At 70.1% G+C, this 14006-nt stretch carries 10 protein-coding genes and 1 pseudogene; 2 read left to right on the top strand and 9 right to left on the bottom strand.

What is annotated here, in order from left to right; all coding sequences use genetic code 11:
* Positions 1-562 precede the first annotated feature (562 nt).
* Complete coding sequence (locus BMZ82_RS24880; RefSeq protein WP_093779470.1) at positions 563-1372, top strand: transposase family protein; 810 nt, start codon at positions 563-565, stop codon at positions 1370-1372.
* A 978-nt stretch (positions 1373-2350) separates the two neighbouring features.
* Here the strand turns inward: BMZ82_RS24880 and BMZ82_RS24885 are convergent.
* Positions 2351-3727: pseudogene (locus BMZ82_RS24885) on the bottom strand (IS1380 family transposase).
* A 265-nt stretch (positions 3728-3992) separates the two neighbouring features.
* Positions 3993-5162 (bottom strand): steroid 3-ketoacyl-CoA thiolase, encoded by a 1170-nt coding sequence (locus tag BMZ82_RS24895; protein WP_093779474.1) that lies wholly within the window; start codon positions 5160-5162, stop codon positions 3993-3995.
* Between the two features lie 209 nt (positions 5163-5371).
* On the opposite strand from BMZ82_RS24895, the gene BMZ82_RS24900 reads away from it, so the two are divergent.
* A complete protein-coding gene (locus BMZ82_RS24900; protein ID WP_093779476.1) occupies positions 5372-6616 on the top strand; it encodes a cytochrome P450 in 1245 nt (414 codons plus the stop codon).
* Positions 6617-6697: 81 nt separating this feature from the next.
* Here BMZ82_RS24900 and BMZ82_RS24905 read toward each other — a convergent pair whose 3' ends face one another.
* The 7 genes from BMZ82_RS24905 to BMZ82_RS24935 all read right to left on the bottom strand — a co-directional run bounded on the left by BMZ82_RS24905 (position 6698) and on the right by BMZ82_RS24935 (position 13917).
* Positions 6698-7420 carry a YoaK family protein gene (locus BMZ82_RS24905; RefSeq protein ID WP_093779478.1) on the bottom strand — a complete coding sequence of 241 codons (723 nt, stop codon included), beginning with the start codon at positions 7418-7420 and terminating at the stop codon, positions 6698-6700.
* Between the two features lie 154 nt (positions 7421-7574).
* Positions 7575-7997: an aggregation-promoting factor C-terminal-like domain-containing protein gene (locus BMZ82_RS24910; RefSeq protein WP_093779480.1), complete on the bottom strand. Its 423-nt coding sequence runs from the start codon at positions 7995-7997 to the stop codon at positions 7575-7577.
* A 339-nt stretch (positions 7998-8336) separates the two neighbouring features.
* A complete protein-coding gene (locus BMZ82_RS24915; RefSeq protein WP_093779482.1) occupies positions 8337-9182 on the bottom strand; it encodes an ECF transporter S component in 846 nt (281 codons plus the stop codon).
* A complete protein-coding gene (locus BMZ82_RS24920) occupies positions 9179-10849 on the bottom strand; it encodes an ABC transporter ATP-binding protein (protein ID WP_093779484.1) in 1671 nt (556 codons plus the stop codon). The genes BMZ82_RS24915 and BMZ82_RS24920 overlap by 4 nt, the downstream gene beginning before the upstream one ends.
* Positions 10846-11928 carry an energy-coupling factor transporter transmembrane component T gene (locus BMZ82_RS24925; RefSeq protein WP_093779486.1) on the bottom strand — a complete coding sequence of 361 codons (1083 nt, stop codon included), beginning with the start codon at positions 11926-11928 and terminating at the stop codon, positions 10846-10848. Before BMZ82_RS24925 ends, BMZ82_RS24920 begins: the two co-directional genes overlap by 4 nt.
* Positions 11929-11934: 6 nt before the next feature.
* Entirely contained in the window at positions 11935-12597 is a 663-nt protein-coding gene (locus BMZ82_RS24930) for an SCO2322 family protein (protein ID WP_093779487.1), read from the bottom strand.
* A gap of 255 nt (positions 12598-12852) precedes the next feature.
* Positions 12853-13917 (bottom strand): MBL fold metallo-hydrolase, encoded by a 1065-nt coding sequence (locus tag BMZ82_RS24935; protein WP_093779489.1) that lies wholly within the window; start codon positions 13915-13917, stop codon positions 12853-12855.
* Between the last annotated feature and the right edge of the window lie 89 nt (positions 13918-14006).

The raw sequence follows: 14006 nt of genomic DNA on the forward strand, positions 1-14006 counted from the left end.
TGACGTTTTCTCAACGGAATTCACGTAGCCACCGCTGTCCCGTGCCTTGCAGCAGGGACACATGATCCCTGCCCCTTCGGTCATGGGCAGGGCGGCATGAGCTGGAACCAAGGCCTGACCAGGCCTGTCCGTCCCGGGGGCAATCTGGCAAGATCCATGGTCGCGGGCGCACGAGCACACAACCAGGCTGGCCGCGGGCGGAGCAGAAGATGATCAGATGGCGGCCAACACGATGGTCGGCGCGGCACTGGGTTCTCCTGGCCGTCATCCTGGCGTGGAGCTCGGTCGTGGCGTCACTGGGCAGTCATCCATGGTGGCAAGGCGCGGCAATCATTGTCTGGGTGTACTCCATGAACCGGCTGCCAGTGCCGGACCTCTCCTCCTGGGTCCGAAAGCGGCAAGCGCCTCCGGCGCACTCCCATGGTGCCGAGGGGGAGGCATCGCGATGAACGCGGCAGTTTGCTGCAGGACGCAAGCGGGGTCCGGCCTCAGATAGGCGCGAAGCCCCTGGTAGGACAGGTCTCACCACAAGATCATGTCCGCAACCACCAGAGGCTTCGCATTGGTCACCTATGCTGCCACGCTCGACGTCCCGCGCCACGTCGTGGATCACCTGTCACGTCTGTTGGCCGCGCACCGCCGCCGCATCGGCACGCCAAGGGGCTCTCGGGCGCTTGGCCCGTTCCGCCAGGCCGTGCTGGTGCTGCGCTGGTTCCGCGAACGCGCCTGCGTGCACTGCCTGGCGCGCGACGCTGGCGTCTCCCAGGCCACCGGCTACCGGTACCTGCACGAAGGCATCGACGTTCTCGCGGACCAGGCCCCGGACCTGCACGAGGTCCTGGACTGCTGCCGGAGCAAGGCCATGACGCACGTGATCCTGGACGGCACGCTGATCGAATCCGACCGTGTCGCCGGCCTCCGGGAGAACGGCAACGACCTGTGGTTCAGCCAGAAGCACAAGGCGTTCGGAGGCAACGTGCAGTTCCTCGCCGCCCCCGACGGCACGCCATTTTGGGTCTCCGACGTCGAGCCCGGCTCCACCCCCGACATCACCGCCGCCCGCATCCACGCACTACCGGCGCTGTACAAGGCCGCAGTCGCCGGGCTGCCCACGTTGGCAGACAAGGGCTACATCGGCGCGGGCATCGGCATCCGCGTCCCGGTCCGCCGCCCCAAAGGCCAGTCTGAGCACGCCCTACACGCAGACACGCGAGCCAGGAACAGCCTGATCAGAGGCATCCGCGCACTCGGTGAACGAGCCGCTGCCGAGCTCAAACAGCGCTGGCGCACCCTGCAGCGCATCACCCTCAGCCCCGGCCGGATCGGCGACATCGCCCGCGCTGCCCTCGTGCTCAACGAACTCTGGAAATGATCACCGCTGAGAAAACGTCAGTGGTCCATCGCCACCGGAGACCGTAACGCAGCGACAGCAGTTCTTGGTTCTTATACCGCAAAGTATAAGATCTTGCGTGCCAATAATACTGGCGTGCAAGCACGAATTACGATTGAGAACGATATGACCATGTCATCCTTTTCTCGCATTGTGACGGGGTATGGAACGGGGGTCGACAGGGCTGTTCAGCGATATGATAATGACGGAATTGTTGCATTTGGAAACGCGATGACTTCTCATCATATGACAATTGCTTTCCGTGTGATGATTCCATTCTGAGTGCATGGTCTCGAGGGCGGTTTCGCCTGAGGTCGGAAAGGTGGAGGGGATTTTGGATAGGGAGCAAATGGAGGGGGGCGTCAGCCCCCCTGCTGTTCCGCGCGGCATGGCGATATGCGTGCTCGTGCTTTCCTTTCTGGTCTCTGGGTGCTATGTGTCCACGGATTATGGTGCGTATCCGGCGGGGAAATTTGTCGACACGTCATCCCTTGTGCGGAGCTGGAAAGATGGGAAGGCTTCTCTCGATCTAGAAAAGGGGGGGGCGCTTCTCCGTGAAAGGTTTGATGCTCGCATACTTTGAGTGTGCTTACAGTGGTGTCCGAGAGAAGTCGGGTAGTGGAACGTGGGGCTCTGGGGAAGGGCGTCAAGCCACTGAAATATTGCTGAGTTTCGGAGACGGGTGCTCTGCTACACTATGGGCGGGTGAATCCGATGGGCGGGTTGTTCTTTGGGTCGCGGATGTGAACGGCAGTGGCGCCCTGACGCTCGAATAGTCGATTTTGTCGGGATTATCCTCGATCTTGACATGGCGGTCTGTCAGCGGAGTCGGTGGGCCTTTTTGCTTTCGGCGAATGATGCCGGGCAGGCCGATAGCCCGAGTGTCGCGTCGGGTGGCTGCGGGGTTCCACTGCTCCGGGTGGGGTAACGCTGCTCGCGGGGGCAGGGGAAAGCTGCTGGTCAGCCGGGGCTCTGTAGGAATGCGAGCCGTGCGAGGGCTTCTGTGATCTCGCCGGTCCAGGGCCAGTGGGCCGCGAGGCGGAGGAAGGCGGCGCGGCCGGTGGTGACGAGTTGGACGGCCGCGGAGAACAGGCGGAACCGGAGACGGCGGGGTTCCCAGCGACGGGTCTTGCCGGTCAGGGCGAGCATGGGCATCCAGGCCAGCAGGTCGAGAGCGAGCTGGACGGCCTCCAGTCACACCCTATTCTGCGCGGTGTCGTGCAGGGGAAGGTTCCGCAAGCCCGTCGCGCGGGCAGCCCGGATGCGGTCTTCGGCCCGGGCTCGCAGCCGGTGGCGGAGTTCGAGTTCGGCGATGAGAGGGCCGGCGGTGTTGGTGGCGAAGCAGGTGATCCGCGTGCCATCCGCATCCGCGATCCTCAACTGGCGCCGGGATGCGGCCGTTCCTTACGGACGATCAGCCGCATGCCCTTCGGCCAGCCCTCAAGGATGCCGCCGGTGAGTTCGGCGACCCAGGCCCCGTCGCGGACCTCGCCGCAGGTCTCGAAGGTCGGCGTCCGGACAGATGCCGGGATCTTCAGCACATGCTGGTGGATGGTCTCGGTGATCACCATGCCGACCGAGTAGGACAGCCAGCGGCCGCGCTGGCCGAGCCAGGCGACGAACGCGTGGGTGCCGCCGCCGAAGTCGCAGCGGATCAAGGTCCGCGGGCCGCGCCGGAACTTCTTGGGCAGCTGTGCGAGGGCGAGTTGTGCCGTGGTGATGTGGTCGGTGGCGGTGTTCGAGCCCGCGTTGCCCAGCCTGAGCAGAGCGGCGACGGGTTCGCCGGTGCCGCCCGGCCCGTGGTCGGCGAAGCCCATCAGGGGGTAGTGGCCGTAGGTCTTCTTCTTCCAGGTCGGGGCGGCGTCCTGCTTGTCCGAGTGGGCGATGACCAGCACTCCGTTCAGGTCCACGGTCCCTTGGCCGCTGGCGTCCTGAGCCCGGTCGGCGGACCACTCCATGGCCCGGCTGCGGATTTCGGACAGGGCAGTGCGGATGGCGGTCAGCGCCTCCTCACCCGCGATGGCGAGGGTACCGATCAAGCGGGAGACCGTCGGGTCGGGGGCGACCGGACCGAACACGGCTGCTGGCCCGCAGCGTCGCGATGTCGGGGAGGCAGTCCCCGTCGAGTGCGACCGCCAGCGCGGGGTCCAGGAGGATCTTGCCCGGGTCGTGGACGGCCCGCGGCTTTCGCCACGGAGCGAGTGCTGCGGATAACGCCCGGTCGAGACCGGTCTTGCGGACCGTTTCGATCAGCAGGACGGACCCGGCCTGGGAGACGACCTGACGTCCGTCACTCTGGATATGGACACGGGGATAGGAACCTATAGGCTGCTTCATTTGGAAAGTGCCTCTGGTTTCAGCGGGAACAAGGACCTCGACAATCCTCATTCTTGCTGGTCAGGGGCACTTTCTATTGAGCTGATCACCTGCCGGACAGCCCGCTTCATGAAAGCGCGAGGTTGGTGCGTCGAGATTGCCGAAAACCCCCGAGGTCGCCGTAGCCGTCCGTGATTCCAAGAACCCGGCGGGACCGGGGCTCATGCTCCGGCCCCGCCGCGTTCATCGCCTTTGCCTTCGTCTCCTGGACTGGGGCGACAGGCGACTACAACCGCTGAATGATCGTCCCCGTAGCCAGTGCGCCGCCCGCGCACATCGTGATCAGGGCGAACTCCTTGTCCGTGCGCTCCAGTTCGTGCAGGGCCGTCGTGATGAGGCGGGCGCCCGTCGCGCCGACCGGGTGGCCCAGGGCGATGGCGCCGCCGTTGGGGTTGACCTTGGCGAGGTCCTGGTCGAAGACCTTTGCCCAGCTCAACACCACTGAGGCGAAGGCCTCGTTGATCTCGACCACGTCTATGTCCTTCAGGGTCATGCCCGCCTTGCCGAGGACGGCGCGCGTCGCGTCTATCGGGCCGTCCAGGTGGTAGTGCGGGTTCGCGCCCACCAGCGCCTGGGCGACGATCCGCGCCCTCGGTTTCAGTTTCAGGGCGCGTGCCATCCGCTTTGACGACCACATGATCGCCGCCGCGCCGTCCGATATCTGCGACGAGTTGCCCGCCGTGTGGATCGCCTTCGGCATCACCGGCTTCAGGCCCGCCAGGGCCTCCGGTGAGGTGTCCCGCAGGCCCTCGTCGCGGTCCACCAGGCGCCACATGCCCTGGCCCGCCGCCTGTTCCTCCTCAGTGGTGGGGACCTGGACGGCGAAGGTCTCGCGTTTGAAGCGTTCTTCCGACCAGGCCGTCGCCGCGCGGCTCTGCGACAGCAGGCCCAGGGCGTCGGCTTCCTCCCTCGTCAACTCCCTGTTGCGCGCGATGCGTTCCGCCGCCTCGAACTGGTTCGGGAGGTCTACGTTCCACTCCTCCGGGAACGGTTTCCCGGGGCCGTGTTTCGAGCCCGAGCCGAGAGGGACCCTCGACATGGCTTCCACGCCGCAACTGATACCGACGTCGATGACGCCCGCCGCGATCATGTTCGCCGCCATATGACTGGCCTGTTGCGACGAACCGCACTGGCAGTCGACCGTCGTCGCCGCGGTCTCGTAGGGGAGGCCCATCGTCAGCCAGGCCGTCCTCGCGGGGTTCATGGACTGTTCGCCGGCGTGGGTCACCGTGCCGCCGACGATTTGCTCCACCGCGTCGGCCGGGATGCCGGTGCGGCCGAGGAGTTCGCGGTACGTCTCGCCCAGGAGGTAGGCGGGGTGCAGGTTGGCCAGCGCGCCGCCGCGCTTGCCGATGGGGGTGCGGACTGCTTCCACGATCACGGGTTCGGCGGCCATGGGTGCGGATCCCTTCGGAACTAGTACGTGTTCTAGTTCTCTGCTGTGTGCAGTCTGCTGACGTGATGTGCGTCACCGCAAGGGTCTTGCAGCCTCAAGGGTCCTGAACTACCTTCACGGCACCTGTTTCTGATGACTCGTCAGATGCCTTGCCAGACACCTCGCCAGATACCCGTATAGCTCGCATCGTCAGATGGCTGGAGCCGCCGATGCCCTGTCCAGCGCTTCCCGACGGGTTCGACTTCACCGACCCCGACCTGCTGCAACACCATGTGCCTCTCCCGGAGTTCGCCGAGTTGCGGCGGGCCGAACCGGTCCGCTGGATCCCGCAGCCGGGCAATGTCGCCGGGTTCCAGGACGAGGGCTATTGGGCGGTGACCCGGCACGCCGACGTGCGGTACGTCTCCACCCACCCCGAGATCTTCTCCTCCTACCTCAACACCGCGATCATCCGGTTCAACGAGCACATCGAACGGGATTCGATCGACGCCCAGCGGCTGATCATGCTCAACATGGATCCGCCCGAGCACACGCGCGTGCGCCAGATCGTGCAGCGCGGGTTCACGCCCCGGGCCATCCGGGCGTTGGAGGGGCGGCTGCGGGCGCGCGCCGTCGACATCGTGGAGCGGGCCCGTGCGAGCGGCGGGCCCGACGGGTCCTTCGACTTCGTCACCGCCGTCGCCTCCGAACTGCCCCTCCAGGCCATCGCCGAGCTGATCGGCATCCCCCAGGAGGATCGCGCCAAGATCTTCGACTGGTCCAACAGGATGATCGCGTACGACGATCCCGAGTTCGCCGTCACCGCCGAGGTCGGCCGGCAGTCCGCCGCCGAGATCCTGGCGTACGCCATGAACGTCGCCGCCGAACGCAAGCGGTGTCCCGCCCACGACATCGTCAGCACGCTGGTGGCCGCCGAGAACGAGGGCAACCTCGGTTCCGACGAGTTCGGGTTCTTCGTGCTCATGCTCGCCGTCGCCGGGAACGAGACGACCCGCAACGCCACGACCCACGGCATGCACGCCTTCCTCACCCACCCCGAACAGTGGGAGCTGTACAAGGCGCGGCGGCCCGACACCGCCGCCGAGGAGATCGTGCGGTGGGTGACCCCCGTCGTCGCCTTCCAGCGGACCGCCACCCAGGACACCGAGCTCGGCGGGAAGCTGATCAGGAAGGGGGACCGGGTCGGGATCTTCTACGCCTCCGCCAACCGCGATCCCGAGGTGTTCGACCGTCCCGACTCCTTCGACGTCACCCGCGATCCGAATCCGCACCTCGGGTTCGGCGGGGGCGGCCCGCACTTCTGCCTCGGCAAGTCGCTCGCCGTCCTCGAGATCAACCTCATCTTCAACGCCATCGCCGACGCCATGCCGGGCCTGCGGCTCGTGGGCGATCCCCGGCGCCTGCGATCCGCCTGGATCAACGGGGTGAAGGAGTTGCAGGTCAGCACGGGGTGATCGGGGGCGACCGGCGGCTCCTCGCTGGTCGCGCCCCCTCCGCTCCGCCGCGTCTGCCCCCTCCGCTCCGCCGCATTTGCCTCACTCGCGCCCCGACACCGTCACCGCCAGCACCCCCGACATCACGGCCGCCAGCAGCAGGGGGGCCGCGATGTCCTGGTGGAGGACCAGCGCCGCGCCCAGGACCGCGCCCGCGAACATCGCGACGACGGCCGCCGTACGGCGCGGTGAGCCGTGGCCGGAGCCGCCGCCCGCGCGGGAGTCGGAGGCCAGGCCGGTCAGGGGCATGGTGACGACGGTGGTCGTGGTGAGGTCGGGCACGGCCAGTTTGCGGACGGTCGCGTTGCGCAGGCCCATCGCGAACGCGGTGAGGGCGATGACCGCGTAGATCCGGTGCCTGTCGTGCTCGGCGGTGGCGAAGGCGACGGCGGACGCCCCGGCGAGCAGGACCGCCTCGGCCGCCAGTGTCACCCGCGTCCACCTGCGACGGGAGCCGCCGCCGGGCCGCCGTACCAGTCGGCCGCCGCTCGCCGCGCCGGCCAGGAAGAAGGCCAGCGAGGTCGCCGTGTGCGGGATCGAGAAGCCGGGGGCGCCGGCGGCCGCGAAGCCCAGTACCACCACGTTTCCGGTCATGTTCGCGGTGAAGACGTGGCCGAGCCCGAGGTAGCTGACCGCGTCGATCAGGCCGCTCACCACGGTCAGGACGAGGAGGCTGGGGACCAGACGCACTCCGCGTGCCTCCGAATCCCGAGGCCGGCGTTCGTGCGGGGGCTCGGGCGGGGGTGGGGGCTCGGTGCCGGTCATCCGACCAGTGCAGCACGGCCCGGCCGGGAAACGCGGAAACGCCGAAGGCGGCGGCCCCGGGGATCGGGGGCCGCCGCCTTCGGCGCGTATCAGGCGCGTGTCATGCGCGGGTGGCTCGGCTCAGTACCGGCCAGTCGTCAGTACCGGCCAGTCATCAGTACCAGCCGTTGAGCTGCCAGAAGTTCCAGGCGGCGACCGGGCTGCCGTAGCGGGAGTTCATGTAGTCGAGACCCCACTTGATCTGGGTCTTGGCGTTGGTCTTCCAGTCGGAGCCGGCCGAGGCCATCTTCGAGCCGGGCAGGGCCTGGACGAGGCCGTAGGCGCCGGAGGAGGAGTTGGTGGCGTCGACGTCCCAGCCGCTCTCGTGCTTGACGATGTTGGAGAAGGCCTTGTACTGAGCCGCGTCCGGGATCATCTTGTGCGCGATCGCCTGGGCCTGGGTGGCCGAGGCCACGGACGTCGTCGCGGCCTGGGCGGGAGCCGAGGTCAGGGCCAGGCCGGCGGTTGCGGCGGCGAGGGCGACGGCGGTGACGGCCTTCTTCGGGCTGGCGATGCGGCGGATGACGGAGACGGACACGGAGAACCTTTTTCTTCGGGGACAGTGGCGGTCGCCTGCATGCGGCACACCACGTGGTGCGTGGCCACACCGCGTGGTGTGCGGTGGTGTTCTGCATGCGTCGGCGCCGAGGCCTGTGGGGCTCGTCGGCGCCGTGCGACGTCATCCAGACAAGCAGGATCGAGAGCTGTCCGCAAAGACCCCTTTTGCTAGTTGTGGTCGTATTCGGGGGAGTCGGGCGTCCGTGTGACCTGGGTCTCTATGTGCAGGTCAGGGGGTGTGGTGGCGCGGACATGGCGTCCGAAATGACCGACTAGTTCGGCTAGTAGGTGATGTGGGTCATGTGGGGTGGTTCACCGGTCAACGGTGATCCGCGGGCTGCCCGGCGGTCTCGAATGTGACCGCGGTCTCGAAGGCCGCCCGGCGCGTGGCTCTGCGGAGCGCCTTGAGCACCGCCGGGCCGAGGGCGAGGGTGAGGACGACCGTGACGACGGCCCGGCCGAGGTCCCAGCCCAGCGAGGTCGCCACGCAGTACGCGACGAAGCGGGCCAGGTTCCCCGGAACCGTCCCGTCCGGGTCGAACGCGACGCCCGAGGCGAGCGCGCCCATGAACGGCCACCCGGCCATGTTCATCGCCGTGCCGTAGGCGAAGGCGGCGAGGAAGCCGTACAGGGACAGCAGCGCCAGCTCCGTACGGCCGCGGGCGCGGGCGGCTCCCGGCAGCAGGCCCGCGCCCATCGTGAACCAGCCCATCGCCAGCATCTGGAACGGCAGCCACGGCCCCACCCCGCCCGTGAGCAGGGCGGACGCGAACATCGTGACCGCACCGAGGACGAAGCCGAACCCCGGGCCCAGCACCCGGCCGCTCAGCACCATCAGGAAGAACATCGGCTCGAGGCCGGCCGTCCCCGCGCCGATCGGACGCAGCGCCGCCCCCGTCGCCGCCAGCACCCCCAGCATCGCCACCGCCTTCGCGCCGAGCCCGGACTCCGAGATCGTCGCCGCCACGACCGCGACCAGCAGCACCAGCAGCCCCGCGAACAGCCAGGGCGCGTCCTGCGCGTGGGCGTTCAGGGCGGAGCCGGGCGGAGCCAGGAACGGCCACCCGAACGCGCTCACGCCCACCGCGCTGACCAGCGACAACGCGGCGAGCGAGCGCGGACCGACGGGTACGGGACGCGCCGGCCTCCCAGCGGCTGCCGTCATCGGAGCGCTTCCCACACCTGCGTCACCGTGAGCCACTTCTGCGGGGCCAGGATCTTCGTCACCTGCGGGGCGAAGGACGGCGAGGAGACGACGACCTCCGCCGTCGGGCCGTCGGCGATCACCTCGCCCTCCGCGAGCAGGACGACCCGGTGGGCCAGCTCGGCGGCCAGTTCCACGTCGTGCGTGGCCAGCACGATCGCGTGCCCGGCCGAGGCCAGCCCGCGCAGGACGGCGACCAGCCGCGCCTTCGCCGCGTAGTCCAGGCCGCGGGTCGGCTCGTCGAGGAGGAGCAGCGGCGGGCGGGCGGCGAGGACGACCGCCAGCGCGAGGGTGAGGCGCTGGCCCTCGGAGAGGTCGCGCGGGTGGGCGTCGTCCGCAATACCGGGGAGCAGCTCCGAGACCAGCGCCCGGCAGGTGCCGGGGGCCGCCCGTGCGTCCCGGTCGGCGGCCGTGCACTCGGCGGCGACCGTGTCGGCGTACAGCAGATCGCGCGGCTCCTGCGGGACCAGACCGACGCGGCGGACCAGCTCACGGGGCGGGGTGCGGTACGGGACCAGCCCACCGGCCCGGACCGTTCCCGCCGACGGCTCGACGAGGCCTACGAAGGCCCCCAGCAGCGTCGACTTCCCGGCACCGTTGCGTCCCATGAGCGCGACGGTCTCACCGGGTACGACGGTCAGGTCGACGTGGCGCAGCGCCTGGACGCCCGCCCGACGGACGGCGAGGGAGCGGGCTTCGCCGGGCGGCGCGGGGGCAGGGGGAATAGGGGGAGGGCGGCGGAAGCGGCGGCGGGCGGGTGGGGCGAGGGTCGTCGGTGCCGACGGCCGGTGAATATTGCTGAGTGGCTCCCGTCCCTCCAGGCGTTCCCGCAGGTCACCGGCGCGCCGGCGGGCGTCCCGCACGGTCAGGGGCAGTGGGGACCAGTCGGCCAGTCGGCCCAGGGCGACCACCGGGGGGAACACGGGGGACGCGGCCATCACGTCCGCCGGTGCGCCGAGGACCGGGGCCGCTCCCGGGGCGGGCAGCAGGGCGACCTGGTCGGCGTACTGAAGGACGCGTTCCAGGCGGTGTTCCGCCAGCAGCACCGTCGTACCGAGGTCGTGGACGAGGCGGAGGAGGACGGCGAGGACCTCCTCGGCGGCCGCCGGGTCGAGCGCGGAGGTCGGTTCGTCCAGGACGAGCACGCGGGGATGAGGGGTGAGGACCGAGCCGATCGCGACCCGCTGCTGCTGGCCGCCGGACAGGGTGGCGAGGGGCCGGTCGCGCAGGGCCGCCAGGCCGAGCAGGTCGAGGGTCTCCTCGACGCGGCGGCGCATCACCTCCGGGGGCAGGCCCAACGACTCCATCCCGTAGGCGAGTTCCTCCTCGACGGTGTCCGTCACGAAGTGCGAGAGCGGATCCTGTCCCACCGTCCCTACGACGTCGGCGAGTTCGCGCGGTTTGTGGGTACGGGTGTCGCGGCCGGCGACCGTGACCCGGCCGCGCAGGGTGCCGCCGGTGAAGTGCGGCACGAGACCGCTCACCGCGCCGAGAAGCGTCGACTTGCCCACCCCCGACGGGCCTGCCAGCAACACGAGTTCGCCTTCCGGGACGGTGAAGTCGACGTCCCTGAGGGCGGGTTCGGCTGCGCCGTCGTACGTGACGGACACGTTCTCGAAGCGGATCACGACGACTCCCGAGGACGGTGGTGCGTGAACGCGGGGAGCAGGCCGAGGAGTACGGACGCCGCCGGCCACAGTGGGAGGGCGGGGGCGGTCAGCGGGACCACGCCGGGGCGCAGGGCCGCCGGGTCGGCGGAAGCGGCGACGACGAGCAGCGCCGCGACCGTGCCGCCCGAGGCGGCGACCAGACAGGCGCGCGGGGTCCAGCGGTCCGGACGGTACCGGGTGCGCGGCGAACGACGGCCGCCCAGACGCAGTCCGGCGACGGCCGCGGCGACTCCGGCGAGCAGTACCGGGACGCCGTACGCGCCGCCCGCCGCCGTGAGCAGGCCGTACGTGCCCGCGCAGACGCCGAGCAGCCCGCCGAGCGTGAGGGCGGCGGTGGTCCGGCGGACGGGGGCGGGGACGTCGGCGGTACGGCCGTAACCCCGGGCGTCCATCGCGGCGGCGAGGGCGACGGACCGCTCCAACGCGCCCTCCAGCACCGGCAGACCCACCTGGAGCAGGCCGCGCACACCCCGGTCCGGACGGCCCCGGAGACGGCGGGCGGCGCGCAACCGGTGGACGTCCGCGATGAGGTGCGGGGCGAAGGTGAGCGCCACGACCACCGCCACACCGGTCTCGTACAGCGCGCCGGGGAGCGTCTTGAGCAGCCGGGACGGGCTGGCCAGGGCGTTCGCCGCGCCCACGCAGACCAGCAGCGTGGCCAGTTTCAGGCCGTCGTAGCACGCGAAGAGCAGGCCCTCGGCGGTGACCGCGCCGCCGAGCCGGATGCCCTGCGCCCAGTCGGGGAGCGGGAGTTCGGGCAGCGTGACGAGCACGTGGGTGCCGGGAACGGGGGAGCCCAGCACGACGACGAAGCCGAGCCGGATGAGGAGGACGGCCAGGGCGAGCTTCAGGAACGCGGAGTAGGAGCGCGACCAGGGGGTGTCGGGGCGGCACGTGGTGACCACGTACGCGGAGACGGTGAGGAGCAGGGCGAGCAGCAGCGGGTTGGTGGTGCGGGTGGCGGCGGTGCCGAGACCGAGGGCCCACAACCACCAGGCGGCGGGGTGCAGTTGGGGGCGGGAGCGGCGGTCGGCCATCGGTCCTCAGCGGTTCCTGCGCCGCCGCGCCTGCCACACGGAGGCGGCGGCCAGCACGGCCACTGCGACCGCCCCCGCGTAGAGCCCAATGGACGGCCCGCCGTCCTTGTCGGTGCCGGTGCCGGTCTTCCCGGTCCCGGTCCCGGTCGTCGGGTCCTTCTTCCCCGCCACCGGCTCGCCGCACCCCGTCTCCGGATACCCCGCGATCGCGCACAGCAGGGCGTTCGTGTCGTAGCGGAGCGGCTTGGCGACCGTGGCGAGCGCCTCGGCCGTCGTCGCGTCGGGGACGACCCGGGCGCAGGCGGTGCGCGGCGACGGCGGGCTCTCGCCGGACGGGGCGTCGGCCGCCGTACCGAAGTCGACGACCAGGGCCACCCGCTTCGTGCCGTCCCGCGCGGGCGTCTTCGCGCAGATCACCGCGAAGGAGTCCGCGCCGCGAGGCTGGGCGGCCTCTTGGGAGTCCGAGCTCACCGCGAACCGGAAGCCCTGGACGTCACCGTCGGCCGGACGGTCGGTGGAGGGGCCCTGGGTGGCGTACGTCCACTGGTCGCCGACGCGGTCCCAGAAGGACCAGTAGCGGTAACCGGCGGCGTGGGCCGGAACGGGGGCCGCGAGGAGGAACAGCAGCGGCAGGAGCAGCAGGGGGAGGAGCGGGGCCCGGCGCGTCACGGCTGCTGCTTCCTGCGACGGCCGCTGATCAGGATGACGACGGTGGCGGCGCCGGCTGTGGCCAGGGCCGTGGCGCTGTGGCGGGCGTTCATGATCGGCGGGTGCCTCTCCCTGTGGGGAGCCGGGCAGCACGGGACACGGGACATCCCGGCGGCTCGGCTCCGTGACCTCGACGGTGCCGTACGACGACGGGCCTGCTTCTCCCTGTACGGGTGTGATGACGACTTGTACGGGTGTGATGACGACGCGGTCACTCTACCGACAGGTAGGAACCGCCAGGTAGGTCACCGGATCGCTGCCCGGCACCGCTTCCGCTCGGCCCTGTTTGACGAGGTGGCGGAGGTGGGCCTCGGCTTCGGAGACGGCGATGTTGCGTGAGCCGTAGGGGATGTGTGGCCAGGGGCGGTTCCACTCCATGCGTTCGGCGAGCTGCCACGGGGTGCGGGGCTCGGCCAGGAGGGACAGCAGGCCGGTGAGGCGGTCCTCGTGGTGGGTGAGCAACTCCCGTACGCGGGACGGGGCGTTGGTGAAGGGGTGTTGGTGGGCCGGGAGGATCTCGGCGGGGGCGAGGCGGCCGACGCGTTCGAGGGAGTCGAGGTAGTCGCCGAGGGGGTCGGTGACGGTGGCGTCGTCGGGGTCCTCGTAGAGGCCGATGTGCGGGGTGATCCCGGGCAGGACGTGGTCGCCGGAGAACAGGCGGCCGTGTCCCGGGAGTTGGGACGGGTGGCTTTCCTCCAGGTGAAGGCAGACATGGCCCGGGGTGTGGCCCGGGGTCCAGATCGCGCGCAGCCGGCGGCCCGGCAGGTCGAGGAGTTCGCCGGGGACGATCTCGCGGTCGGGCAGGGCGGGGGAGAAGCCGGGCGGCGTACGGCGCGGGGCCGTGCGCAGGGGGGTGAGGTGGTCGGCGGGGGCTCCGGCGGCGGCCAGCTTGTCGGCCATGTACGTGTACCAGCGCTCGGGGCGGGTCTCCCGGGTCCGCCGCACGATCGACGCGTCCGCCGCGTGCATCGCCACCCACGCCCCGGACGCCTCCCGCGCCTTGGCCGACAGGCCGTGATGGTCGGGGTGGTGGTGCGTGATGACGACACCGTGCAGCTCGGCCACGGAGGTCCCGCAGGCGGTCAGTCCCGAGGTCAGGGCGTCCCAGGAGGCGGGGTCGTCCCAGCCGGTGTCGATCAGCACCGGCCCGCGGTCGGTGTCGACGACGTAGACGAGTGTGTGGCCGAGCGGATTGTCCGGGATGGGGACCCGCAGGGACCGCACACCCCCACCGTGATCGAACGTCCCCGCCGTCTGCTCTCCGTGCCGACCTTCCACCATCTGCCCTCCGTCTCAAGGCCATTGCCCACTGTAACTGGAACTGGTATCAGTTTCTGAAACACCGTCAGATGCATTGTGTGATGCACCGT

Origin of the sequence: Streptomyces sp. yr375 (assembly GCF_900110755.1) — a bacterium.
Classification (GTDB): domain Bacteria; phylum Actinomycetota; class Actinomycetes; order Streptomycetales; family Streptomycetaceae; genus Streptomyces.